22 protein-coding genes are annotated in these 22,833 nt (G+C 69.2%); 11 read left to right on the forward strand and 11 right to left on the reverse strand.

Translation table 11 applies throughout. The annotated features are described in order from the left end of the window. The first annotated feature begins 122 nt into the window (after window positions 1-122). Together ACWCQK_RS06770 and ACWCQK_RS06775 are read left to right on the forward strand one after the other, a co-directional pair. Window positions 123-755 carry an HAD family hydrolase gene (locus ACWCQK_RS06770; RefSeq protein ID WP_451152633.1) on the forward strand — a complete coding sequence of 211 codons (633 nt, stop codon included), beginning with the start codon at window positions 123-125 and terminating at the stop codon, window positions 753-755. A gap of 422 nt (window positions 756-1,177) precedes the next feature. Beyond that, on the forward strand, window positions 1,178-2,869 hold the full coding sequence (locus ACWCQK_RS06775) for a globin domain-containing protein (RefSeq protein ID WP_451152635.1): 1,692 nt from the start codon (window positions 1,178-1,180) through the stop codon (window positions 2,867-2,869). Between the two features lie 16 nt (window positions 2,870-2,885). Here the strand turns inward: ACWCQK_RS06775 and ACWCQK_RS06780 are convergent, their stop codons facing one another. The 5 genes from ACWCQK_RS06780 to ACWCQK_RS06800 all read right to left on the reverse strand — a co-directional run bounded on the left by ACWCQK_RS06780 (window position 2,886) and on the right by ACWCQK_RS06800 (window position 6,649). After that, window positions 2,886-3,368 (reverse strand): NUDIX domain-containing protein, encoded by a 483-nt coding sequence (locus tag ACWCQK_RS06780; protein ID WP_385775173.1) that lies wholly within the window; start codon window positions 3,366-3,368, stop codon window positions 2,886-2,888. An 88-nt stretch (window positions 3,369-3,456) separates the two neighbouring features. Beyond that, window positions 3,457-4,362, reverse strand: coding sequence for a LysR family transcriptional regulator (locus ACWCQK_RS06785; protein WP_451152637.1), 906 nt, complete (start codon window positions 4,360-4,362; stop codon window positions 3,457-3,459). Window positions 4,363-4,588: 226 nt separating this feature from the next. Further along, on the reverse strand, window positions 4,589-5,773 hold the full coding sequence (locus ACWCQK_RS06790) for a cystathionine gamma-lyase (RefSeq protein WP_451152639.1): 1,185 nt from the start codon (window positions 5,771-5,773) through the stop codon (window positions 4,589-4,591). Next, on the reverse strand, window positions 5,770-6,261 hold the full coding sequence (locus tag ACWCQK_RS06795) for a low molecular weight protein-tyrosine-phosphatase (RefSeq protein WP_451152641.1): 492 nt from the start codon (window positions 6,259-6,261) through the stop codon (window positions 5,770-5,772). Before ACWCQK_RS06795 ends, ACWCQK_RS06790 begins: the two co-directional genes overlap by 4 nt. Window positions 6,262-6,268: 7 nt before the next feature. Next, on the reverse strand, window positions 6,269-6,649 hold the full coding sequence (locus tag ACWCQK_RS06800) for a phage holin family protein (protein WP_385775181.1): 381 nt from the start codon (window positions 6,647-6,649) through the stop codon (window positions 6,269-6,271). A 59-nt stretch (window positions 6,650-6,708) separates the two neighbouring features. Between ACWCQK_RS06800 and ACWCQK_RS06805 the strand changes: the two genes are divergently transcribed. From ACWCQK_RS06805 to ACWCQK_RS06820, 4 genes are all read left to right on the forward strand, one after another. Continuing rightward, window positions 6,709-7,026, forward strand: a complete 318-nt coding sequence (locus ACWCQK_RS06805; RefSeq protein ID WP_451152643.1) for a cupin domain-containing protein — start codon at window positions 6,709-6,711, stop codon at window positions 7,024-7,026. Window positions 7,027-7,172: 146 nt separating this feature from the next. Next, entirely contained in the window at window positions 7,173-7,385 is a 213-nt protein-coding gene (locus tag ACWCQK_RS06810) for a DUF5326 family protein (protein WP_451152645.1), read from the forward strand. Between the two features lie 195 nt (window positions 7,386-7,580). Beyond that, a complete protein-coding gene (locus ACWCQK_RS06815; protein ID WP_451152647.1) occupies window positions 7,581-8,447 on the forward strand; it encodes an IclR family transcriptional regulator in 867 nt (288 codons plus the stop codon). Window positions 8,448-8,546: 99 nt separating this feature from the next. After that, complete coding sequence (locus ACWCQK_RS06820; protein ID WP_451152649.1) at window positions 8,547-8,984, forward strand: SsgA family sporulation/cell division regulator; 438 nt, start codon at window positions 8,547-8,549, stop codon at window positions 8,982-8,984. A gap of 193 nt (window positions 8,985-9,177) precedes the next feature. Here ACWCQK_RS06820 and ACWCQK_RS06825 read toward each other — a convergent pair whose 3' ends face one another. Further along, a complete protein-coding gene (locus ACWCQK_RS06825) occupies window positions 9,178-10,803 on the reverse strand; it encodes a YibE/F family protein (protein ID WP_451152651.1) in 1,626 nt (541 codons plus the stop codon). Window positions 10,804-11,044: 241 nt separating this feature from the next. Between ACWCQK_RS06825 and thiC the strand changes: the two genes are divergently transcribed. Continuing rightward, window positions 11,045-12,847 (forward strand): phosphomethylpyrimidine synthase ThiC, encoded by a 1,803-nt coding sequence (thiC, locus tag ACWCQK_RS06830; RefSeq protein WP_451152653.1) that lies wholly within the window; start codon window positions 11,045-11,047, stop codon window positions 12,845-12,847. Between the two features lie 75 nt (window positions 12,848-12,922). On the opposite strand, the gene ACWCQK_RS06835 is transcribed toward thiC, so the two are convergent. After that, window positions 12,923-13,318, reverse strand: a complete 396-nt coding sequence (locus tag ACWCQK_RS06835) for a VOC family protein (RefSeq protein ID WP_451152655.1) — start codon at window positions 13,316-13,318, stop codon at window positions 12,923-12,925. After that, window positions 13,315-13,440 (reverse strand): hypothetical protein, encoded by a 126-nt coding sequence (locus tag ACWCQK_RS06840; RefSeq protein WP_451152657.1) that lies wholly within the window; start codon window positions 13,438-13,440, stop codon window positions 13,315-13,317. Before ACWCQK_RS06840 ends, ACWCQK_RS06835 begins: the two co-directional genes overlap by 4 nt. Before the next feature lie 117 nt (window positions 13,441-13,557). Between ACWCQK_RS06840 and ACWCQK_RS06845 the strand changes: the two genes are divergently transcribed. Next, the gene (locus ACWCQK_RS06845) at window positions 13,558-14,454 is read left to right on the forward strand and encodes a LysR family transcriptional regulator (RefSeq protein WP_451152659.1); all 897 of its coding nucleotides are present in this window, start codon (window positions 13,558-13,560) and stop codon (window positions 14,452-14,454) included. A 72-nt stretch (window positions 14,455-14,526) separates the two neighbouring features. Here ACWCQK_RS06845 and ACWCQK_RS06850 read toward each other — a convergent pair whose 3' ends face one another. From ACWCQK_RS06850 to ACWCQK_RS06860, 3 genes are all read right to left on the reverse strand, one after another. Beyond that, a complete protein-coding gene (locus tag ACWCQK_RS06850) occupies window positions 14,527-15,396 on the reverse strand; it encodes a hypothetical protein (protein ID WP_451152661.1) in 870 nt (289 codons plus the stop codon). A gap of 181 nt (window positions 15,397-15,577) precedes the next feature. Next, window positions 15,578-16,663, reverse strand: coding sequence for a metallophosphoesterase (locus ACWCQK_RS06855; protein ID WP_451152663.1), 1,086 nt, complete (start codon window positions 16,661-16,663; stop codon window positions 15,578-15,580). 708 nt (window positions 16,664-17,371) lie between these two features. After that, entirely contained in the window at window positions 17,372-18,484 is a 1,113-nt protein-coding gene (locus ACWCQK_RS06860; protein WP_451152665.1) for a LacI family DNA-binding transcriptional regulator, read from the reverse strand. 434 nt (window positions 18,485-18,918) lie between these two features. Here ACWCQK_RS06860 and hisC point away from each other — a divergent pair, with 434 nt between their 5' ends. The 3 genes from hisC to cydB all read left to right on the forward strand — a co-directional run bounded on the left by hisC (window position 18,919) and on the right by cydB (window position 22,787). After that, entirely contained in the window at window positions 18,919-19,998 is a 1,080-nt protein-coding gene (hisC, locus tag ACWCQK_RS06865; protein ID WP_451152667.1) for a histidinol-phosphate transaminase, read from the forward strand. Window positions 19,999-20,253: 255 nt separating this feature from the next. Then, window positions 20,254-21,762: a cytochrome ubiquinol oxidase subunit I gene (locus ACWCQK_RS06870; protein WP_451152669.1), complete on the forward strand. Its 1,509-nt coding sequence runs from the start codon at window positions 20,254-20,256 to the stop codon at window positions 21,760-21,762. A 20-nt stretch (window positions 21,763-21,782) separates the two neighbouring features. Beyond that, the gene (gene cydB, locus ACWCQK_RS06875; protein ID WP_451152671.1) at window positions 21,783-22,787 is read left to right on the forward strand and encodes a cytochrome d ubiquinol oxidase subunit II; all 1,005 of its coding nucleotides are present in this window, start codon (window positions 21,783-21,785) and stop codon (window positions 22,785-22,787) included. Window positions 22,788-22,833: the final 46 nt, after the last annotated feature.

Raw genomic sequence — 22,833 nt, forward strand, 5'->3', positions numbered from 1 at the left:
GTAGTGGCCAACCCCACCGAAGGCGAGTCGGGTACAGGGCGTTTCACGTGAAACATCGACGAACGGTCGGCGATCCGTGGCCTCACTCGGCGCTGACAGGGCATGCCACTAGCCTCGAAACCATGGCGCGACTTCATCTCTTCGATCTCGACGGCACGTTGCTGCAGGGTACGACCGCTCCGGTGGAGATCTCACGGCAACTCGGCCTGGAAGCCGAGGCCATGGCGCTGGATCTGGCGGCCGCGACGGGCCGGGTGGAACCGCCGGAGTATGCGGCGCAGGTCCGTGCCCTGTGGGCGCATCTCACCGAGGCGCACGTCACGGCGGCTTTCGAGGGAGCACCATGGCTGACCCGCATTCGTGAGGTCTGGGCCGCGATCCGACAGGAAGGCGACTACTGCGCCGTCGTGTCCCTCTCGCCGTCCTTCTTCGTGGAACGGCTGCTGGGCTGGGGCGTTCACGCCGCATACGGTTCCCGTTTCCCCGCGATTCCCTTCACCGAACCCGTGGACCCGGCTGGAGTGCTCAATCCCGCGGCCAAGGTGCGGGTCGCCGACGCGCTCTGCCAGGAGTTCGGGGTGACGAGAGCCGACTGTGTCGCCTATGGCGACTCGCTGTCGGACAAGGACCTGTTCGGAGTGGTGTCCGTCTCGGTTTCGGTCAATGGGGACGGTCATCTGTCCGGTCTCGCGACCCATGCCTACGAGGGGAAGGATCTGTGGGATGCCTATGAATTGGTGTGCGGCGACCGGTAATTGAGGAATCCGCGGTTCGCCCGACACCGTCGCTCGCCCTGAGGAAGGCGGGACTTGTGTGCGGAGCAGCGGCCGGTAGGGTCGACTCCGGTTCGTGGCCCGGTTCGCTCCGGGGCGGGGTGTGTCCACCCTGCGCGAACGGAGAGCAGGGCGCTGCAGCGTAAGGGACGGAGAGATCGAAGACTCGCCTTTTCGACTATGCGGCGCGGACGACCGTCCGAAGCGGGACGCTGCTGTGTGCACTGCGGCTCAGGTCACACTCCTGCCCCGCTTGTCGGTGCGGAGTGGGGTTATGGGTTGAACATGGCCGCATCGGCCAGGGCGCCGAACAGGCGCAAAAAGCCGTCTACGGGGGAAAGCAGGCACCTTCCGACCCAGGAAGCGCGCAGACCGACCGAAAGATGTTCGAGGCGAGGCACACCATGGACGCTCCGACGACCGCGTCGGCCGACAACGGCACTTCCGGCGGCGGGAGCGGCTGGTTCATCCCGCGCAAGGACCCGGAGTCGCCTCCGGGCGGCGAACGGGAGGCGGCCGACGGCAGCCGCCTGGCCGCGATGCGCCCGATGGGCCGGACCCACTCGGCCTCGGGCAGCGGCCCACTGACGCAAGCCGCGGCAGAGGCCGACCCCGTGGCCGCACCGATCGACCCGCGAATACGGCCGCCGGCGGACGCACCGCACACCGCTCACCGGACACCGCCGGCAGAATCCGCTCCGCCGGTTTTTCCCGGGACCTCGCCGACGGCATCCGAGTCCCGTCCCACCGGACTCCGCCCAGCGGCCGCCGAACCGTCGGCCACCCGGTCCACGGCTCCGGACCCGGCTCCGACCGTCGCGCCTTCCGCAGCGCCGAACCTCGCATCGGCCGCGTCCACCGGGAGGCCCGCGCCCGACGCACGACCGCCCGCCTCGGCTGCGCCCCCGTCCGCCTCTGCCTCTGCTTCTGCCTCCGCGGAGCAGCACCTGCCCGCCCGGTGGTCCGCGCCCGCGGTGAGGGCGTCCCCGGACGCCCTCCTCATCCGCCGCACCATGGCCGAGGTCGCTCCCGTGGCCGACAAGGTCACCTCGTACTTCTACGCACTGCTCTTCGTGCGCCATCCCGAGCTGCGCTCGCTGTTCCCGGCCGCGATGGACACCCAGCGCGACCGGTTGCTGAAGGCACTGCTCACCGCCGCCGAGCACATCGACAACACGCCCGTTCTCGTCGACTACCTGCAGAACCTGGGCCGAGGTCATCGCAAGTACGGCACCCGGGCCGAGCACTATCCGGCCGTCGGCGAGTGCCTCATCGGCGCGCTCGCCAAGTTCGCCTCCGCCGTCTGGGACGGGGAGACGGAAGCCGCCTGGGTCCGGGCGTACACGACGATCTCCCAGGTCATGATCGACGCGGCGGCCGTCGACGAACTGCGCGCCCCGCCCTGGTGGCACGCGCAGGTCGTCTCGCACGACCTCAGGACCCCGGACGTCGCGGTCGTCACCGTCCGCCCGGACCAGCCCTATCCCTTCCTCGCCGGGCAGTACACGAGCGTCGAGACTCCTTGGTGGCCCAGGGTCTGGCGGCACTATTCCTTCGCCTCCGCGCCCCGCTCGGACGGACTGCTGACGTTTCACGTGAAGGCGGTTCCCGCGGGCTGGGTCTCCAACGCGCTGGTGCATCGCGCCCGGCCCGGCGACGTCATCCGCCTCGGCCCGCCGACCGGCTCGATGACCGTCGACCACACCTCCGGGAGCGGACTGCTCTGCCTCGGCGGCGGAACCGGCATCGCCCCCATCAAGGCACTGGTCGAGGATGTGGCCGAGCACGGCGAACGCCGGCCGGTAGAGGTGTTCTACGGCGCCCGCACCGGCGACGACCTGTACGACATCGACACGATGCTGCGGCTGCAGCAGTCCCACCCCTGGCTCTCCGTGCGGGCTGTCGTCGACCAGCAGGCCCACGTCCAACTGCCGGACGCGATCCGCGCCTACGGCCCCTGGAACGAGTACGACGCCTATCTGTCGGGCCCACCCGGAATGATCCGCAGTGGGGTCGACGCGCTGAGGGACATCGGCATCCCCACGAATCGCATCCGCCACGACGCGGTGGAGGAACTCGTCGTCACCGGGAACTGACCCGAGCGCGGAATGGTCAGCCCAGATCGGGGGCGTGCATGGCCCGTACGCCCTCGATGTTGCCGTCCAGGTAGTGCCGTAGCGACAGCGGCACCAGGTGCACGGAGGCGATCCCGACCCGGGTGAACGGGACCCTGACGATCTCGTACTCACCGGCGGGCTCGTCGACCTCGGGGCCGTGCCGCAGGGCCGGGTCCATGGACTCCAGCCGGCAGACGAAGAAGTGCTGCACCTTCACCCCGGTCGTGCTGCTGTCCGCGCCGATGTGTTCGACGGTGTCCACGAAACAGGGCACCACATCGGTGATCTTGGCGCCGAGCTCCTCGTACACCTCACGGTGCAGGGCGTCGACGACGGTGGTGTCCTCCTGCTCCACCCCGCCACCGGGCGTGACCCAGTAGGGATCCACGCCGGGTTTGGTGCGCTTGATCAGGATCAGGTAGTCGCCGTCCAGGAGGACGGCTCGGGCGGTGCGCTTGACCACGGGTCGGACGGTCATGGGAGAAATGTGGCCCGGTTGGTTCCACGTGAAACATCGCGAACCGTCATCGGGCGAGCTCTCCCCGTGACATCACGCGGGATCGGGCTCAACACCAGTCGCCCGAGGCCTGTTGCAGCCACTCGTGGGCCCTGGCGATGTGCGGCATCGCCAGCGTGCCGGTGCGGACCACGAGGAAGTAGGTCCGCAGCGGGGGCACCACGGGTTCGTGCAGCGTGACCACGTCACCGCGCTCCAGAGCCGGGGCGCACAGATAGCGCGGCAGCACCGCCAGCCCGGCGCCCGCGCACGCGCAGGCCAGAACGGCGCGCAGATCGGGGACGACGACGGCACCGGAGGTGGCGGGCCGGGAGTCGAAGACGGAGGCCCAGTAGCGGGAGACGAAGGGCAGCGACTCGTGCACCTCGACGACGGGGAGGTTCTCCAGGGCGGGCGCGCCCTTGCGGCGGAGCTTCCAGTGCCCGATCCGCTCGGCCCAGCCGGGGGCCGCGACCAGGACATGTTCCTCGTCGCACAGCGCGGTCGCGGTGAGCAGCGCGCCGCGCGGCCGGGCCGTGGTGATGGCCAGATCATGATGCCCGGCGGCCAGCCCTTCGAGGATCTCCTCGGTGTTCCCGAAGGAGGCCCGCAGGGCGAGCCGCTGACCGTCGTCGCCGGTCAGCGCCGTCAGCGCGGGCAGGGCCCGCTCCGCGGTGAACTCCGGGGGGCCGGCCAGGTGCAGGGTGCGTAAGGAGGACTCGTCGTCCAGACCGGTCTCGGCTATCTCGACCAGGGCGTCGAGATGGGGTGCGGCCTTGTGGGCGAGCTCGTCGCCGACGGTCGTCGGTGTCACCCCACGGGCCTGCCGCAGGAACAGGGGGCGGCCCACCTGTCGTTCCAGGGTGCGTATCTGTGAGGTGACGGCCGGCTGGGAGAGCCCGAGCAGGGCCGCGGCACGGGTGAAGGAGCCGGCGCGGTGCACGGTCACGAAGGTGCGCAGCAGCGCGAGATCCATGCCGCGCCCCTCCCCTCTCGTCGCCACCAGGGTCCCCGGCCGGGCCAACTATAAATATGTCGATAGGTCTCTGTCGCTACTGTGATTGGACACTGACACAGAGTCAACTAGCCTTGTGCGCGCGGTTCTCGGCGAGCGGAACCGGGGACGGTCCGAGCCACGAGGGGGGAGGCTCGGACCGTCCGTTGCACGTGAGCAGGACACCGGCGGGGCGCCCGCGGACCGGTCAGTCCGCCGACTCCTCCAGCGCACGCAGCACATCCGCCACCAGGTCCGCGGGATCCTCGGCGCCGACGGACAGGCGGATGAACCCCTCGGGCACCGCGTCGCCGCCCCAGCGGCCGCGCCGCTCGGCCGTGGAGCGCACCCCGCCGAAACTCGTCGCGTCGTCCACGAGCCGCAGCGCGCCGAGGAAGCGATCGGCACGCGCGCGCGTGGGCAGCGTGAAGGACACCACGCACCCGAAGCGCCGCATCTGCCGTGCGGCGATCTCGTGCGAGGGATCGCCGGGCAGCCCCGGATAGCGCAGCCCGCTCACCTCGGGCCGCTCCCGCAGCGCCTCGGCGAGGGTGAGGGCGGAGGCGTTCTGCCGGTCGGCGCGCAGCTGGAGTGTCGCGATCGAACGGTGTGCGAGCCAGGCTTCCATCGGCCCCGGGATCGCCCCCACGATCTTGCGCCAGCGACGTACGGCGGCCATGGTCTCGGCATCGCGACCGGTGACGTACCCGAGGAGGATGTCACCGTGCCCGGTCAGCTGCTTGGTCCCGCTGGCCACCGAGAAGTCGGCGCCGAGTTCCAGCGGGCGCTGCCCGAGCGGTGTCGCGAGGGTGTTGTCGACGGCCACCAGGGCACCTTGCGCGTGTGCCGCCTCGACGAGCCGCCGGATGTCACACACGTCGAGCCCAGGGTTGGACGGCGACTCGATCCACAGCAGCCGGGCGCCGTCCAGGACGTCGAGCTGGGCGTCGCCGCCGGTCGGCGCGGTCCGCACCTCGATGCCGTACGCCTCCAACTGGGCGCGCACAAGGGGCAGCGCCTGGTACCCGTCGCCGGGCAGCACGACGGCGTCCCCCGCGCGCAGCTGGGAGAAGAGCACCGACGAGACGGCTGCCATCCCGGAGGCGAAGACGAGCGTCTGGGCGCCGTCGTCGTCCGGCGCCTCCAACTCGCCGATGGCCCGTTCCAGAAGCGTCCAGGTCGGGTTCTCGTCGCGGCCGTAGGTGTAGGGGCCCGTAGGGTCCCCCGGCAGGTGGAAGTGGGCGGCGAACACCGGCCCCGGCAGCGTCGGCTCGTGCTTGACCGGCGCCGGCAGTCCCGCCCGCACCGCGCGTGTCCCGTCACCGTCGGCAGGGGAGCCCGCCGTACCGTTTCTGCCGCCCCCGGTCGCGTGGTCCTCGGCGGAGCCGCTCATGCCGCCCGTCCTTCCACTTGTTCACGTACCGCGGCGAGCAGGCCCGTGCTCGCCGCCTCCACCATCTCCAGACACTCCTCGAAGCCGTCCGTGCCGCCGTAGTACGGGTCCGGCACGTCGAGGTCGTCGACGGCGGCGGGGTCGTACGAGCGGAGCAGCCGTACCTTGCGCGCGTCCTCCTCGGTCGGCGCGAGGCGGCGCAGCGCCGCGAGATGGCCGTGGTCGAGGGCGATCACGAGGTCGAGGTGGGAGAACCACGACGCGTGGAACTGCCGGGCCGTGTGGCCGCCGGAGTAGCCGTTGTCCTCCAGGACGGCGACGGTGCGCGGGTCCGCTCCGTCGCCCTCGTGCCAGCCGCCGGTGCCGGCGCTGTCGATCTCGACCCGGTCGTCGAGCCCGGCCTCCGCCACGCGCGCGCGGAAGACGGACTCGGCCATCGGCGAGCGGCAGATGTTGCCGGTGCAGACGAAGCAGACGCGGTAGGTCATCGCTTGCTCAGTCCTTGCCGTCGGGCAGGACGACGTTGAGGGCCCAGGAGACGACCGAGATGATCAGGCCACCGAGGACGGCGGTCCAGAAGCCGTCGACGTGGAAGCTCAGGTCGAGCTTGTCGCACACCCATGAGGTCAGCAGCAGCATCAGCGCGTTGACGATGAGGGTGATCAGACCGAGCGTGAGGATGAACAGCGGGAAGGTGAGTACCTTCACGACCGGCTTGACCAGGAAGTTCACCAGTCCGAAGACCAGGGCGACGAGGATCAGGGTGCCGACCTTCTTGCCCGTGCTGTCACCGGTCAGGGTGATCTTGTCGAGCAGCCAGACGGCGACCGCCAGAGCGCCCGCGTTGGCGATCGTCTTGACTACGAAATTCTTCATGTGTCTGATCGTGGCAGAAGAGATCGGATACGAGCAGTGGTGTGAGGCGGACAAGAGCGATGAAGGCATTCCGGTTGGATGAACTGGAGGCGGAACGCGCTGCCAACGACGGCGCCTACCTGCAGTTTCTGCGCGAACGGCACATGTCGGTCGGCCTGTACGCCCTCGATGCCGGTGATCACGACGCACAGAAGCCGCACAACCAGGACGAGGTCTACTTCGTGGTGAGCGGCCGCGCCTCGATCACCGTCGGCCTGGAGACGACCTCGGTGGCCCGCGGCAGCGTGGTGTACGTTCCGGCCGGGGTCGCCCACAAGTTCCACCACATCAGCGAGGACCTCAGAGTCCTGGTGATCTTCTCTCCGCCCGAGGCCTGAGCCTCCCCCTCGGGGTTCCCTAGGGGAACGGTCAGGGGAGGACAAGGGGTGCGCGGCCCCCGCCGGGCCCCCTCCCGGCCCTAGCATCGACGGCAGGACATCAACAGGTCCCGGACAACCGGGCGGAGCAGCAAAGGACGAGGGCGATGCGAGAGATCTTCGCGGGACTGCCGTGGTGGGTGAAGTGGATCGCGGTGCCGGTCATCGCTCTGTTCGTGTTCGGCAGCCTCATAGCCACGGTCGTCACCATCGTGATCGGTCTGCTCTTCAAGGCGCTGATCTTCGTAGCCCTGGTCGGTGGACTGATCTACGTCGTGCGCAAGTTCACGTCGAGCTCCTCGTCGCGCAGCGACTGGTGACCGCGGGGGCAACCGGTGACCGGTAACAGGAATCACCGGTTCCCTCGGGCGGGGGAAGTTTCCCGGACAGCTCGGCTGCGAGCGGTGGCAGCCGGATAAAGTCCGGAATTCGACGCGGGGAAGACCCCGCGGGCGGCGTACACCCCCCACCCGTGTTCCCCGCACGGGCTGCCCCCTCGCGCAACGGAGTGCCCCTTGGCCACCGCTGACACCGCATCCGCGGATCCGCAGGCTCCCTCCGCGCGGCCGCGCTCCGTCCCCTCCCTGGTTCCGCGTCCGCCGTCCACGTCGGTTCCCGAGCAGCCGCATTCCGCGACGACCACCCTCATCGGATCGGTGCAGCGCGCGATGCGCCTGCTGGAATCCGTCGCCACCCACGCACACGGAGCCCCGGCCAAACAGCTGGCCCGCGAGACCGGACTCGCCCTGCCCACGGCCTACCACCTGCTGCGCACCCTCGTGTACGAGGGCTATCTGCGCCGTGACAAGGGTCTGTTCTTCCTCGGCGAGGCCGCCGAGCTGCTGAGCAGCAGCGGAGCCGGGCAGAAACGTCGCAGCACGGTCGTCGAAGCGCTCGCGCGATGGCGCGATTCCATCGGTGTGCCGGTGTACTACGCGGTGTACCGCGGCGGCGAGATCGAGCTCCTGTGCGTCTCCGACACCCCGGGCAATCCGGCGGTCGAGGAGTGGGCCGACTTCCGTGAGACCGGGCACGCGCACGCCATCGGACAGTGTCTGCTGTCCCAGCTGGACGACGAATCCCGCCGTGACCACCTGGACCGCTACCCCGTGCGGTCCCTCACCCCGTACACGGTGCGTGACAGTCACACCCTGCTACGACGGCTGGAACGCACCCGGCGGACCGGACCGGTGACGGAACGCCAGGAGTACGCCCTGGGGGCGGTGTGCGCGGCGATCCCGATCACGCTGGGTGCGACGGCCGCGACCATGGCCATCTCGCTGCCCTCCCATCAGGCCGACCGGCTGATTCCCGCCGTGCAGCAGTTGCAGGCCGAGATCGGGCGCCTGCTGGGGTCGTTCGGGCTCTCTATCAGTATCTGAAAAATCACTCCTTGTGATCTGTCGTGTACTTTCTGCAAGATGCCACCAAATGTCAGGGGTTCATTCCCAGCCATGCGACGGCATATGACGGGGTAGGCGATGCGCGAGTCGGTCCAGGCAGAGGTCATGATGAGCTTTCTCGTCTCCGAGGAGCTCTCCTTCCGCATCCCGGTGGAACTGCGCTACGAGTCCAGTGATCCGTACGCCGTGCGGTTGACCTTCCACCTTCCCGGAGACGCCCCGGTGACGTGGGCCTTCGGGCGGGAGCTCCTGATCGACGGGGTGGGCCGGGCGTGCGGTGAGGGAGACGTGCGGGTCGCGCCCGTCGACCCCGACTCGCTGGGCGAGGTCCTGATCCGGCTTCAGGTCGGCGTGGACCAGGCGCTGTTCCGCTCGTCGACCGCGCCGCTCGTGGCCTTCCTCGACCGCACGGACAAGTTGGTGCCGCTCGGTCAGGAAGGTTCTCTCGCCGACTTCGACGCCCATCTCGACGAGGCCTTGGACCGCATCCTGGCGGAGGAACAGAGCGCGGGCTGAAGCCGGGGACGCCTGAGGGCGCCGGACGCGTCAGAGCGGCGCGTGGGGGCATGCAGGAACGCTTCTGTGGGCTCTCCGCAGGTCTGCAGGAACGCTTCTGTGGAATCCGGCCGATCCGGCTGCTCCGGGTGTTGCTGCTGTGAGGTGTCCGGGTGATGCCGCGGCGAGGCGTTCGGGTGGTGTCAGGTGTGCGTCACCGCTTGCGTCGGCGGCCCTTCCCCGCGCGTGCCGGAGCCTGCTGGGCACCCGTCGGGGCCGCGGTCACGGCGCCGTCCTGACCCGGCCGGTCGGCCGCGACCACCAGCGCCGCGAGCGCGGTGGTGACCGGCACCGACGCGACCAGACCGATCGATCCCACCAGCGTGCGCACGATCTCCTCCGCGACCAGTTCACTGTTGGCGACCGTGCCGACGCTGCTCTGCGCGATGGAGAACAGCAGCAGCAAGGGCAGCGCCGCGCCCGCGTAGGCGAGGACGAGCGTGTTGACGACGGACGCGATGTGGTCACGGCCGATGCGGATGCCCGCGCGGTACAGCCCCCGCCAGCCCATCGACGGATTGGCCTCGTGCAGTTCCCAGACCGCCGACGTCTGCGTCACCGTCACGTCGTCGAGGACACCGAGCGAGCCGATGATGATGCCGGCGAGCAGCAGACCGCTCATGTCGATCCCCGGATACAGACCGTGGATCAGACCGGTGCTGTCGTCGGTGTTGCCGGTGAGCGAGGCCCAGTCGATGAACAGCGAGCCCAGAACGCCGATCAGCACCAGTGAGATCAGAGTGCCGAGTACCGCCACGGATGTGCGGGCCGACAGTCCGTGGCACGCGTACAGGGCGATCAGCATGATGGCGCTCGACCCCACCACCGCCACGACCAGCGGGTTCGAACCCTGCAGGATGGCGGGCAGGATGAAGAAGTTCAGGATCAGGAAGCTGATGGCCAGTGCCACCAGAGCCATCACACCCCGCAGCCGCCCGACGATCACGACGGCGAGCGCGAAGACGCCCGCGAGCAGCGTCATCGGGATCCGGCGGTTGACGTCGGTGACGGAGTACTGGAGATCCTTCGGCGCGGAGGGCTCGTAGGCGACCACGACCTCCTCGCCCTGGTGCAGCTGACGCGACTGGTCCGGCTGGACGATCTCGGTGAACGTACGGCCCTTGTCCGAGCCGGTGTCGACCCGGATCGTCGCCTTCTTGCAGGTGCCCTTGGCATCCTGCCGGCCGGAGGAGCCCTCGGCGGTCGAGGTGTCTCCGGCCGGGGCGCCCCCCGGGGCGTTCACCGAACTGCAGCTCACGCTGTCCACCGTGGTGACCGTGGCCTGCTGCGTCTGCCGGTCGAAGCCGACCCCGGTGCGTTCGTGTGCCGGGGCACCACCGGGCCACAGCACCGCGAGGCCGGCCACCACCGCCACCGCGAACGGCACGAGGATCGCCGCGATGACCTTGCGCAGGTGCTTGGAGACGGGGGCGGCGGGGCCGTGGCTGTGCGAGTGACCGTGCCCGCCACCGGATCCGGACCCGTGTCCGCCGCCCGAACCCGGATCCTGATCCCCGGGTCCGTGCCCGTGTCCCGGACCATGCCCCTGGTCGGGCCCGTGTCCAGGTACGGGCCCGTGTCCAGGTACGGGCCCCTGCCCAGGTCTGGGCCCCTGTCCAACTCCGGGGCCGTGTCCGTGGTGCTGTCCGTGAGTGTGCCCCGCACCGGAACCATGGCCGTATCCGGGGCCGTTGCCGTTGCCGCTCCCGGTGCCGTGGTCGGCACCGGGTCCGCGAGGCTGGTCCGGCGATGGGTACGGCGGTTCGTGTGTCGTGGTCACCGACCGATCATCGCAAGAACGGCAGAGGCCCACTGTTCACCGCGCCACAAATGACGCTAGCGTGGAGGCACCTTTGCACACGCGGGAGCTCGGAGCACCGGGCTGAGAGGGCGCTGACCTTCGTCTTAGCGATGTTTCACGTGGAACGAGTGATGTTTCACATGAAACGTCCGCCGACGGAAGCCGCTGCGTCGACCGCTGAACCTGTTACCGGGTAATGCCGGCGTAGGGAGTAGGTCTCATGACCAACAAGGACGCACGCACGCCTGCCTCCGACCAGGGCGAACAGCCCCAGGAGGCCGGGAAATCGATCGGCTGGCACAAGGCGTACGTCGAGGGATCACGCCCCGACCTGCGCGTGCCGGTCCGTCAGGTGCACCTCACCAACGGGCAGTCGGTCACGCTGTACGACACATCGGGCCCGTACACCGATCCCCTCCTCGCCACCGATGTCCGCAGGGGCCTCCAACCGCTGCGGGAGAACTGGATCATCGGGCGCGGGGACACCGAGGAGTACGCGGGGCGTCCCGTCCGCCCCGAGGACGACGGGATCAAGCACACCTCGCCGCGTGGCGGCCTGCGCAACCTCGACGCGGTCTTTCCTGGACGGCCGCGCCAGCCCCGCCGCGGCCGTGACGGCAAGGCGGTCACCCAGCTGGCCTACGCGCGCAGGGGCGAGATCACACCGGAGATGGAGTTCGTGGCCGTCCGGGAGAACGTGGCGCCCGAGGTGGTCCGGGAGGAGATCGCGGCGGGCCGGGCCGTGCTGCCGGCGAACGTCAACCACCCGGAGATCGAGCCGATGATCATCGGTAAGCGATTCCTGGTGAAGGTCAACGCCAACATCGGCAACTCCGCGGTGACCTCCTCCATCGAGGAGGAGGTCGACAAGATGACCTGGGCGACCCGGTGGGGCGCCGACACGGTCATGGACCTGTCCACCGGGCGCAACATCCACACCACCCGGGAGTGGGTGCTGCGCAACTCCCCCGTCCCCATCGGGACGGTGCCGCTCTACCAGGCCCTGGAGAAGGTCGACGGCAGGGCCGAGGAGCTGACCTGGGAGATCTACAAGGACACGGTCGTCGAACAGGCCGAGCAGGGTGTGGACTACATGACCGTCCACGCGGGGGTCCGGCTGGCGTACGTGCCGCTGACGGCCAACCGCAAGACCGGCATCGTCTCGCGCGGCGGCTCGATCATGGCGGCCTGGTGCCTCGCGCACCACCAGGAGTCGTTCCTGTACGAGAACTTCGAGGAACTGAGCGAGATCCTCGCCGCCTACGACGTCACCTACTCGCTGGGCGACGGTCTGCGCCCGGGATCGATCGCGGACGCCAACGACGCGGCGCAGTTCGCGGAGTTGCGCACGCTCGGGGAACTCAACACGATCGCCAAGCGTTTCAACGTACAGACCATGATCGAGGGCCCGGGACATGTCCCGATGCACAAGATCAAGGAGACCATCGACCTTCAGCAGGAGATCTGCGATGAAGCTCCGTTCTATACGCTCGGCCCGCTGACCACGGACGTCGCGCCGGCGTACGACCACATCACCTCCGGCATCGGTGCCGCGATGATCGCCTGGTGGGGCACGGCGATGCTCTGCTACGTGACGCCCAAGGAGCACCTGGGCCTGCCCAACCGTGACGACGTCAAGACCGGCGTCATCACCTACAAGATCGCTGCCCATGCGGCCGACCTCGCCAAGGGGCACCCGGGCGCGCAGGAATGGGACGACGCGCTGTCCGACGCCCGCTTCGAGTTCCGGTGGGAGGACCAGTTCAACCTCGCCCTCGACCCGGACACGGCACGGGAGTTCCACGACGAGACCCTGCCGGCGGAGCCCGCCAAGACGGCCCACTTCTGCTCGATGTGCGGGCCGAAGTTCTGCTCGATGAAGATCAGCCAGACCATCACCGAGCGGTTCGGCGGGGCGGGGGCCGAAGGGGCCTCTCCTGAGGAGATCGCCGAAGGGATGCTCCAGAAGTCGAAGGAGTTCGCGGCGAGCGGCAACCGGGTCTATCTGCCCATGGCGGACTGACACGGTCCGAGGCCGACCGAGACGGATCCCGGTCCGGGGCATGAGCCGACCCGGACCGGGAGGACCGGAGCATGGTCAGGCCACGGAGTCCTGCGGGTACCAGCGGAGCTCCACGGTGTTGCCGTCCGGGTCCTGGACGTAGACCGACGTGGCGGTGCCGCGTGCGCCGAAGCGCTGAACGGGGCCTTCGAGCACCGTGAAGGCCCCTGACCCGATGACCTCCGCCCAGTCCAGCGGTTCCACGGTGAGACAGATGTGGTCGACGTTGGATCCGCCGCGAGGGCCGGCGACCAGGTCGATGATGGTCTCGGCGCTGATCCGTACCGAGGGGAACGGGCTTCGGCCGGACCGCCACTCGGTCACGCGGACCGGATCCAGGCCGAGGAGCCCGGTGTAGAAGTCCAGGGACCGTTCGACATCTTCGACGTTGAGGACCAGATGGTCGAAGGCCTTGACGCGCAGAGGGGTCATGTCGTCTCCAGGGCGATCGCGCGATGCGGGCGGGCGGCTAGGGCGTGGCCCACGCCGTCGACGGTCATGAGCTCTGCGTCGTCGGGCCCGACCAGGGGGGCCGTGGGGGCGGAGGCGGCCATGGGGATTCCTCGGCTCGTGGGGTGCGGGTGGACGTCTTCTACGATCCGCCGGGGGAAATCCGTCATCAAGGCACGATCGCTATACGTTCGTTGAGTCTGATTAAACGCTGGGGGATCATGCTGGAACGGCTGGAGATCGAGATCTTCCTGACGCTCGCCGAGGAGCTGCACTTCGGCCGTGTCGCGGAGCGTCTGCACATCACGACCGGGCGGGTCAGCCAGGTCATCAAGAAGGTGGAGCGCCGGATCGGTGGCCCGCTGTTCGACCGGAACAGCAGAACCGTCCGGCTCACGGCGATCGGGCGTCAGCTGGCCGCTGACCTGATACCGCTGGTCACCGGCATCGAGAACGCGGTCCGAAAAGCAGCCGACGCCAGCCGCGGGGTCACGGGAGAACTGCGGGTCGCCTTCCTCGGCGAGTGGACGGCACCGGCTCTTCTGAAAGCGGTCGCGCTGTTCGGCGAGCGGCACCCCGACTGCCGGGTCGCCGTGCGGGAGGTTCAGCTGTCCCATTCCCGTGCGAGCCTGCTCGACGGCTCGGTCGATGTCCTCATCGCCTCGTACCCGTTCGACGGGATGGCCCGCGGGCCGGTACTGCTGACGGAGGAGCGGGTACTCGCCGTCGCCGCCGGACATCCGCTCGCCGACGAGGAGTCGGTGTCGCTCGAAGTGCTCGCGGACCACCCCGTGGTGCAGTACCCCGAGGTGACCTCGGCGGCGTTCAAGCGGGACCGCACCCCGGACCGCACCCCGTCGGGCAGACCCGTGCCGAAGGGGCCGGCCGGAGCTTCGTTCTCCGAGATGCTCACGCTGGTCGCGATGGGCAGGGGCGTCCTTCCGGTCGGGGAGCACTCCCGCCGCTACTACCCCCGACCTGACGTGTCCTACGTGCCCCTCCACGACGCGCGGCCGATCGAGCGCGGCCCGGTCTGGCTGGAGGGGAACACCACGGAGCGCGTACGCGAGTTCGTACGGGCCACGACGGACGTCGCCGGGGAACTGTCGACGGCATGAGCGTGCGCCTGTCCCGGCGGACGGGGGCGGATGCTCGGCCTGCGCCTCCCTGCGGGGGCGCAAGCCGAGGGGCTATTCCGGCTGGTGCTCGGGCCCGCCGAAGTCCGGGCTGGTGAAGTCCGGGCTCGTGTAGCTCGGGCGCGGGCCCGCGGCGGGGCCGTCGTCGGGGCTGGTGAAGCCCGGACGGTCGTAGCCGAGGCGCGGCATGCGACCGGTCGGTGCGGGCGGGGGCGTGCGATACCCCGCCACCGCCGTGCCGGGGTCGGCCAGTGCTTCTCGCAGGAACGGCAGGATGCCCCGTTCCAGGAGGGCCTCGCACCAGGCTTCCTTGGCTTGGGCGACTTCCTCGAGGAGTTCGGGGTGTGGTCCGCTTTCGAGCGAGGGCCGGTTGCGCAGTGCGGTGAGCAGCAGCCCGACGGTGGCCACGAGGATCGCGGCCGCCGTCATGGCGCCGAACACCCACCCGGCGGTGATCATGGTCTGGGCGAACGTCGGCTCGGGGTCGAGCATCTTGAGCAGGTACCCCACGAGCAGAAAGATCGCCGCGGCGGTTCCGGCGAGGACGGGGGCCAGGACCGCGACGACGGCGACGGCACCCGCGCCGGCGGTCTCGGCGACCTCTCCCATGGTGGCGGCGAGCCCCATCGCACCCGCGCCCGGCTCCGTCGAGCCGACTGCGGACACGGACGACGGGGTGGACTGGGCCGGCTGGCGCAGTTCCTCGCGGACCTTCACGTAGTGCTGGTACTCGGTCGCCGCGGCCACCGTGATGAGTGCGGTGGCGTTGAGCGCCATGGTGCGCAGCTGTTCGGCGTTGAGCCGCTGTCCTACCGCGGCCAGTTCCGGGCGGTGTGGTGCGGAGCGCAGCGCCTCACCGAGGATCCGCTCGTATTCCTGGCGGTCCTCGCTCAGCAGGTGCTGCGGAACGCTGTTCATGTGCATCCCCCGATGCTCCGTAGGGCTTGAGGCTCGCATGGCGACGAGCCGTCGGGCAGAAACGGAGGGGAGCCTGCTACGGATAAGCCGATAGTAGAGCGGCTACGGCTCGGGGTGACAGGGGGTTTCCAGAATTGGGTGGTGGCCTGCACGGACGTCGGCCGCCGGACATATGTCCGGCGAACGTTCAGGCAGTCAACGGCAGTTGCTGGACCAGCAGCTTTCCGGCCATGGTCACGCCGCCGTCCATCGCGATGGCGAGACCCTCGGCGTAGACGTGCGGGCCGTCGACCACGGGGCCGGTGCCGTCCTCGTCGTCCTCGGAGCCGACCTCGCCCAGCAGGTAGGGAATCGGGCTGTGGCCGTGAACGATGCGGGCGCCGCCGTACGTATCGAGCAGGGAGCGCACGGCGTCGGCACCGCCTTCGTCGCGGAAGGAGAAGCGCTTGGTGAACTTGCGGAACAGGTCCCAGACCTCGTCCGCGTCGTTGCGGGTGAGGGTCTCGCGGATGGTGTCGTTGACCGCCTCGATCGAGTCGCCGTAGTCGAGGTAGGCGGTGGTGTCGGAGTGGACGAGCAGGTGGCCGTCGACCTCCTCGATGGCGTCGAGGCGGGCCATCCACTGGAGGTGGTGGTCCTGGAGGCGGTCCATGTCGGTCTTCTGGCCGCCGTTGAGCAGCCAGGCCGCCTGGAAGGTGGCGGTGCCCGCGCCGGAGTTGACGGGGGTGTCGCCGAACCGCTTGGCGCCGAGCAGCAGCAGCTCGTGGTTCCCCATGAGCGCCTTGCAGTAGCCGCCGGCCGCGGCGGCCTCGGCGGACAGCCGCATCACGAGGTCGATGACGCCGATGCCGTCCGGCCCGCGGTCGGTGAAGTCGCCGAGGAACCACAGCCGCGCGGTGCCCGCGCACCACTGGCCGGCGGAGTCGACCAGGCCCTGAGCCTGGAGGGCGGCGAGCAGTTCGTCGATGTAGCCGTGCACGTCTCCGACGACGTACAGCGGGCCGGGGCCGACACCCGGCTGCGGGGCCGTCGTGATCGCCGGCTCGACCGCCACCTGAAGCGTGTCACCCCGGTTGATGACGGGCAGGTCGCGCTGGGTGGGGGTGTACCCGTCGGGGTGCTCCACCGGCGGTTCCTCGACCGGGATGGCGGCCTCACCGGGGTGGGTGCCGTGGGCGTACGGACCGGTCTCGTGGACGTACGCGGGCACCCGGAAGTCGCGCAACGTCGCCGTCCGCTCCACCTCGGGTCCCTGACCGGCCCCCTGAGTCATCAGACCCCTCCACCATCGCGCCGCATCTGCACCGCTTCGGACTGCCTGGTCGCAGCGGCCCGGGGTGCCGTGGGCCCATCATAGGAATGCGGATCGGGCCGTGCGATGACCCAGGGGTGGTGAATCGGCGCACGACTACAGTTCGGTGCGTCATTCGCCCCGATTGGGTAGGGCTTCGACCACCTCCTGACTAGGGGTTCGTCGGGCCGAGGGGTGCACCGGACGCCGTTTTCACAGCTGTCTCCCACGATCGGGTGTGCCGCGCTCCACCACGTCGACGGCGCGGGGACCGCCCGAAGGTCGGCCCCGGGCCTCTTCCGTCACCGCGACCCCGCCGACTTCCCTCCGGCCCGGTACCCGTCCGCCTTCACTCGCCGGAGCGTCGACCGCAGCACCCCGCCGGAGTCGGGAGCAGGCAGTGCTCCTGGGGGAGCAGACGGACCACCACCCGCCGCGCAGCGCCCGAGTGCCCGCCGCCGGCGCCGCCGACGAAACGAGCCGACCGCCGTGGTACCCGGCGGCGGCCGAGCAGCGAGCCACCCGGCACAGCTCCCGGCAACGACACCCGGAAACCACACCTGGGGACGGCATCCGGGCGCCGACACCCAGCCGCGACAGCCGGGCGGCGCGCCGCGCCGTGGCCGACGCGCCTCGTCCGCCGGCCCGGCCGTTTTTTCGGCCGCCCCGGAGACCGCGTGGCCCCGCATGTCACCCCTTCTCAGGCGCCCTCGGCGGGCTCACCGTGGTGCGAGGCGGGCGTCGCTGGGAAGAGGTGCGCACGATCAGCTCCGTGGGTATCACCTGCTCGACCGGCAGGTCGGAGTCGACTCCCTCGATGGCGTCGATGAGGAGCTGGACCACCGCCGTGCCGATGCGGCGCGGCTTCAGCGAGAGCGTGGTGATGGGCGGCTCGGTGGTGGCGTACGCGGTGGACTCGCTGCAACAGACGAGCAGCAGGTCGTCCGGTACGCGCAGTCCGTAGCGCCGGGCGGCGGCGAGCAGATCGGTGCCGTTGGGGTCGAACAGGCCGTAGACCGCGTCGGGGCGGTCGGGGCGCGCGAGCAGCCGGTCGGCGGCGACGGCGCCCGCGCACGGGTCGTGTGCCGGGTAGGCCTCGTACACCGGATCCTGGCCGACGCGCTCGCACCAGCGCAGATACGCGGTGGTCGACAGGCGGGTGTACGTGTCGGTGGTCGTCCCGGTGAGCAGGCCGATGCGTCGGGCGCCCGCGTCGGCCAGGTGGTCGAGGATGCCGAGTACGGCGGCCTCGTGGTCGTTGTCGACCCACGCGGTGACCGGCAGCGCGCCGGCCGGGCGGCCGTCGGAGACGACCGGTAAGCCCTGGCGGACCAGCTCGCTGACGACCGGATCCTGGTCGGAGGGGTCGATGACGACCGTGCCGTCCAGGGCGACGTTCGACCACACGTCGTGACGCGAGGTCGCGGGCAGAATGACGAGGGCGTAGCCGCGGGCGAGCGCGGCGGAGGTGGCGGCTCTGGCCATCTCCGCGAAGTACGCGAACTCGGTGAAGGTGAAAGGTTCATCCCCGTAGGTCGTCACGGTCAGGCCGATGAGGCCCGACTTGCCGGTACGGAGGGTTCGGGCCGCGGCCGAGGGGCGATAGCCCAGTCGGTCGGCGACCTCGCGGACATGGCGTCGGGTGGCGTCGGGGAGCCGGCCCTTGCCGTTGAGGGCATCGGAGACGGTCGTGATGGAGACCCCGGCGGCGGCGGCCACGTCCCTGATACCCGCCCGGCCCGGCCGGTTGCCTCGGCGCGAGGTCTCCGCGCGGCTCACCTGGTGCTTCCCTGCTGCTGTCATGGCGAGCCGATAGTAGGGCTCATGCGGTGGGGTAGTGCGGACGCATATGCACGCGTTGACAGGCACGTTTCTGCAAGGTCATTTGGTATCAACTACGTTAGAAAACAAGTCAGTTGAACGATTCAATACCGATACCTGACTTGTCGGCGTGCACGGACCTGCCAAGTGTCCGATGTCTCGAAGAGGTCTCAACTCACCTGCACGGGCGATGCGCGCCACGGCGTGAGCTACCGGCGCATAGATATATGTATGGCGCGCCCCCTGATTCGTACGCCTTCATACGGTGATGCCCCTGATGTTGGTGGGACGGGTGAGATCGGCGCCGGTGGCGGCCCGACGTACCGAGGAGGTTGGGCACCACCAGTACGCAGCCGGGCCGAATCCTCATAAGGTGAGGAGTATTGGAACCGGTGGTGGTCACGAGGAGGACTGCGGTGAGCGAGACGAGCCCCAAGCTGCGCGCCGAGCTGGAGGGGATCCCCACCTATAAGCCGGGCAAAGCCGCCGCGGCCGAAGGTCCGGTGGCCTACAAGCTGTCCTCCAACGAGAATCCGTACCCGCCGCTGCCCGGTGTGATGGAGAGCGTGACGGCCGCGGCCTCCGCCTTCAACCGCTACCCGGACATGGCCTGCACGGCCCTGATGAACGAGCTGGCCGACCGCTTCGGCGTCCCGGTCTCCCATCTGGCGACCGGCACCGGCTCCGTGGGCGTCGCCCAGCAGCTGATCCAGGCGACCGCCGGGCCGGGTGACGAGGTGATCTACGCCTGGCGTTCCTTCGAGGCGTACCCGATCATCACGCAGATCAGCGGCGCCACGTCGGTGCGGGTGCCGCTGACGCCGGGCGACGTGCACGACCTGGACGCGATGGCCGACGCGATCACCGAACGCACCCGGCTGATCTTCGTCTGCAACCCCAACAACCCGACCGGCACGGCGGTGCGGCGGGCTGAGCTGGAACGTTTCCTGGACCGGGTGCCCGGCGATGTGCTGGTGGTGCTCGACGAGGCGTACCGGGAGTTCATCCGTGACCCCGAGGTGCCGGACGGCGTCGAGCTGTACCGCGGCCGGCCGAACGTCTGCGTCCTGCGCACGTTCTCCAAGGCGTACGGCCTCGCCGGCCTGCGCGTCGGCTTCGCCATCGCCCATGAGCCCGTCGCGGCGGCGCTGCGCAAGACGGCGGTCCCGTTCGGCGTGAGCCAGCTCGCGCAGGACGCGGCGGTCGCCTCCCTGAACGCCGAGGACGAACTGCTCGGCCGGGTCGGCTCCCTGGTCTGTGAGCGCACGCGCGTGGTCGACACCCTGCGCGCTCAGGGCTGGACGGTCCCCGACACCCAGGCCAACTTCCTGTGGCTGCGGCTGGGCGAGGGCACGGCCGCCTTCGCGGCGGCGTGCGAGCAGGCGGGCGTCGTGGTCCGGCCGTTCCCGGGCGAGGGTGTGCGGGTGACGATCGGGGAGAACGAGGCGAACGACATCTTCCTGAAGGTGGCGGAAGGGTTCCGCAAGGAGCTGTAGAACCCCAGCGGCCCTCCGCGGGGAACTTCGCGGAGAGCCGCTGGGAGCGCCGGGCGCCTGTTCCACGTGGAACAGGCGCCCGTTTTGTTGGAGGACCTCCTTAGGTACCCCCCACCGCTCCGGCTTCGAACGGGCATGCGTCATACTTGCTTGTGAATGTGAACGCGTTCACAAGCGTGTCCCGTTTGTGCCGATGATGCGGGCGACAAAGGGGGCAAACTGCCGCTCTCGCGGCGATGTAAGGAGACTGACGACGTGGATTTGGCTCTGGCGCCGGAGACACTGGCGCGCTGGCAGTTCGGTATCACCACCGTCTACCACTTCCTGTTCGTCCCCCTGACGATCTCGCTCGCCGCTCTCACGGCCGGCCTCCAGACCGCCTGGGTGCGCACCGAGAAGGAGAAGTACCTCAGGGCGACGAAGTTCTGGGGCAAGCTCTTCCTGATCAACATCGCGATGGGTGTCGTCACCGGCATCGTGCAGGAGTTCCAGTTCGGCATGAACTGGTCGGACTACTCCCGCTTCGTCGGTGACATCTTCGGCGCCCCGCTGGCTTTCGAGGCCCTCATCGCCTTCTTCTTCGAGTCCACCTTCATCGGCCTGTGGATCTTCGGCTGGGACAAGCTGCCCAAGAGGATCCACCTGGCCTGTATCTGGATGGTCTCCATCGGCACGATCCTCTCGGCGTACTTCATCCTCGCGGCCAACTCGTGGATGCAGCACCCGGTCGGCTATCGGATCAACAAGGTGAAGGGGCGGGCCGAACTCACGGACTTCTGGGCGGTACTGACCCAGAACACCGCGCTCGCCCAGGCGTTCCACACACTCAGCGCCTCCTTCCTGACCGGCGGGGCGTTCATGGTCGGCATCGCGGCCCTCCATCTGTTCCGCAAGAAGCACGTCACCGTGATGAAGACCTCGCTGCGGCTGGGCCTCGTCACCGTCGTCATCGCCGGCCTGCTCACCTCGATCAGCGGTGACACCCTCGGCAAGGTCATGTTCAAGCAGCAGCCGATGAAGATGGCCGCCGCCGAGGCGCTGTGGGACGGCCAGAACTCCGCACCCTTCTCGATCTTCGCGTACGGAGATGTGAGCAAGGGACACAACACCGTCGAGCTGTCCGTCCCGGGGATACTGTCGTTCCTCGCCGACGACAACTTCAGCTCGTACGTCCCCGGTATCAACGACACCAACAAGGCCGAGCAGGAGAAGTACGGCCCCGGTGACTACCGGCCCATCATCCCCGTCACCTTCTGGGCGTTCCGCTGGATGATCGGCTTCGGCATGGCGTCCTTCGCCATCGGCCTGGCCGGACTCTGGCTGACCCGCAAGAAGTTCATGCTGTCCGAGCATCTGCGGGTCGGCGACGACGAGGTGCCGCACCTGGTGCTCTTCAAGAACAAGGCCCTCAACCCCAAGCTCGGCAAGCTGTACTGGCTGGTGGCCATCTGGACCATGGGCTTCCCGCTGATCGCCAACTCCTGGGGCTGGATCTTCACCGAGATGGGCCGCCAGCCCTGGGTCGTCTACGGCGTCCTCCAGACCCGTCAGGCGGTCTCCCCCGGTGTCTCCCAGGGCGAAGTCCTCACCTCGATGATCGTCTTCACCGCGCTGTACGCCGTCCTCGCCGTGGTCGAGGTCAAGCTGCTCGTGAAGTACGTCAAGGCAGGACCGCCGGAGCTCACCGAGGCCGACCTCAACCCGCCCACGAAGATCGGCGGCGACCCTCGTGACGCCGACAAGCCGATGGCCTTCTCGTACTAGGCCGAGGGAGCTGCACAGTCATGGAACTTCACGACGTCTGGTTCGTCCTGATCGCCGTCCTGTGGACCGGCTACTTCTTCCTGGAGGGCTTCGACTTCGGGGTCGGCATCCTCACCAAGCTGCTGGCCCGGAACCGGATCGAGAAGCGGGTGCTGATCAACACCATCGGCCCCGTCTGGGACGGCAACGAGGTGTGGCTGCTCACGGCGGGCGGCGCGACGTTCGCGGCGTTCCCCGAGTGGTACGCCACGCTGTTCTCCGGCTTCTACCTGCCCCTGCTGATCATCCTGGTCTGTCTGATCGTCCGGGGCGTCGCCTTCGAGTACCGGGCCAAGCGGCCGGAGGAGAACTGGCAGCGCAACTGGGAGACGGCGATCTTCTGGACCTCGCTGATCCCGGCGTTCCTGTGGGGTGTGGCCTTCGGCAACATCGTGCGGGGCGTGAAGATCGACCAGAACTTCGAGTACGTCGGTGGCTTCTGGGATCTGCTCAATCCGTACGCGCTGCTCGGCGGCCTGGTGACGCTGACGCTGTTCACCTTCCACGGTGCGGTGTTCACGGCCCTCAAGACCGTCGGGGACATCCGGGAACGCGCGCGAAAGCTGGCGCTTCGGGTCGGTCTGGTGGCCGCCGCGCTGGCGCTGGTCTTCCTGGTGTGGACACAGGTCGACAGCGGGGACGGCCAGAGTCTGGTGGCCCTGGTCGTGGCGGTGCTGGCGCTCGTCGCGGCACTCGTGGCGATCCGGGCGGGGCGTGAGGGCTGGTCGTTCGCCTTCTCCGGCGTCACCATCGTGGCCGCCGTGGCCATGCTCTTCCTGTCGCTCTTCCCGAACGTCATGCCGTCCTCGCTCGACGCGGACTGGAGCCTCACGGTCACCAACGCCTCGTCGAGCCCGTACACCCTGAAGATCATGACCTGGTGTGCGGGGATCGCCACGCCGCTCGTCCTGCTGTACCAGGGCTGGACCTACTGGGTGTTCCGCAAGCGGATCGGCACGCAGCACATCGCCGAAGCCGCGCACTGAGTCCGATCAGGGGTGTGTTTCACGTGAAACACACCCCTCTGGGCCG

The sequence above is a fragment of the Streptomyces sp. NPDC002306 genome (genome assembly GCF_053593435.1).

Coding starts and splice junctions, on each gene's coding strand:
- ACWCQK_RS06860 (WP_451152665.1), bottom strand. CDS start 18,484: ATGACAGCAGCAGGGAAGCACCAGGTGAGCCGCGCGGAGACCTCGCGC.
- ACWCQK_RS06855 (WP_451152663.1), bottom strand. CDS start 16,663: ATGACTCAGGGGGCCGGTCAGGGACCCGAGGTGGAGCGGACGGCGACG.
- ACWCQK_RS06835 (WP_451152655.1), bottom strand. CDS start 13,318: ATGACCCCTCTGCGCGTCAAGGCCTTCGACCATCTGGTCCTCAACGTC.
- ACWCQK_RS06845 (WP_451152659.1), top strand. CDS start 13,558: ATGCTGGAACGGCTGGAGATCGAGATCTTCCTGACGCTCGCCGAGGAG.
- ACWCQK_RS06810 (WP_451152645.1), top strand. CDS start 7,173: ATGCGAGAGATCTTCGCGGGACTGCCGTGGTGGGTGAAGTGGATCGCG.
- ACWCQK_RS06840 (WP_451152657.1), bottom strand. CDS start 13,440: ATGGCCGCCTCCGCCCCCACGGCCCCCCTGGTCGGGCCCGACGACGCA.
- thiC (WP_451152653.1), top strand. CDS start 11,045: ATGACCAACAAGGACGCACGCACGCCTGCCTCCGACCAGGGCGAACAG.
- cydB (WP_451152671.1), top strand. CDS start 21,783: ATGGAACTTCACGACGTCTGGTTCGTCCTGATCGCCGTCCTGTGGACC.
- ACWCQK_RS06785 (WP_451152637.1), bottom strand. CDS start 4,362: ATGGATCTCGCGCTGCTGCGCACCTTCGTGACCGTGCACCGCGCCGGC.
- ACWCQK_RS06850 (WP_451152661.1), bottom strand. CDS start 15,396: ATGCACATGAACAGCGTTCCGCAGCACCTGCTGAGCGAGGACCGCCAG.
- ACWCQK_RS06780 (WP_385775173.1), bottom strand. CDS start 3,368: ATGACCGTCCGACCCGTGGTCAAGCGCACCGCCCGAGCCGTCCTCCTG.
- ACWCQK_RS06795 (WP_451152641.1), bottom strand. CDS start 6,261: ATGACCTACCGCGTCTGCTTCGTCTGCACCGGCAACATCTGCCGCTCG.
- ACWCQK_RS06775 (WP_451152635.1), top strand. CDS start 1,178: ATGGACGCTCCGACGACCGCGTCGGCCGACAACGGCACTTCCGGCGGC.
- ACWCQK_RS06805 (WP_451152643.1), top strand. CDS start 6,709: ATGAAGGCATTCCGGTTGGATGAACTGGAGGCGGAACGCGCTGCCAAC.
- ACWCQK_RS06790 (WP_451152639.1), bottom strand. CDS start 5,773: ATGAGCGGCTCCGCCGAGGACCACGCGACCGGGGGCGGCAGAAACGGT.
- ACWCQK_RS06820 (WP_451152649.1), top strand. CDS start 8,547: ATGCGCGAGTCGGTCCAGGCAGAGGTCATGATGAGCTTTCTCGTCTCC.
- ACWCQK_RS06770 (WP_451152633.1), top strand. CDS start 123: ATGGCGCGACTTCATCTCTTCGATCTCGACGGCACGTTGCTGCAGGGT.
- ACWCQK_RS06800 (WP_385775181.1), bottom strand. CDS start 6,649: ATGAAGAATTTCGTAGTCAAGACGATCGCCAACGCGGGCGCTCTGGCG.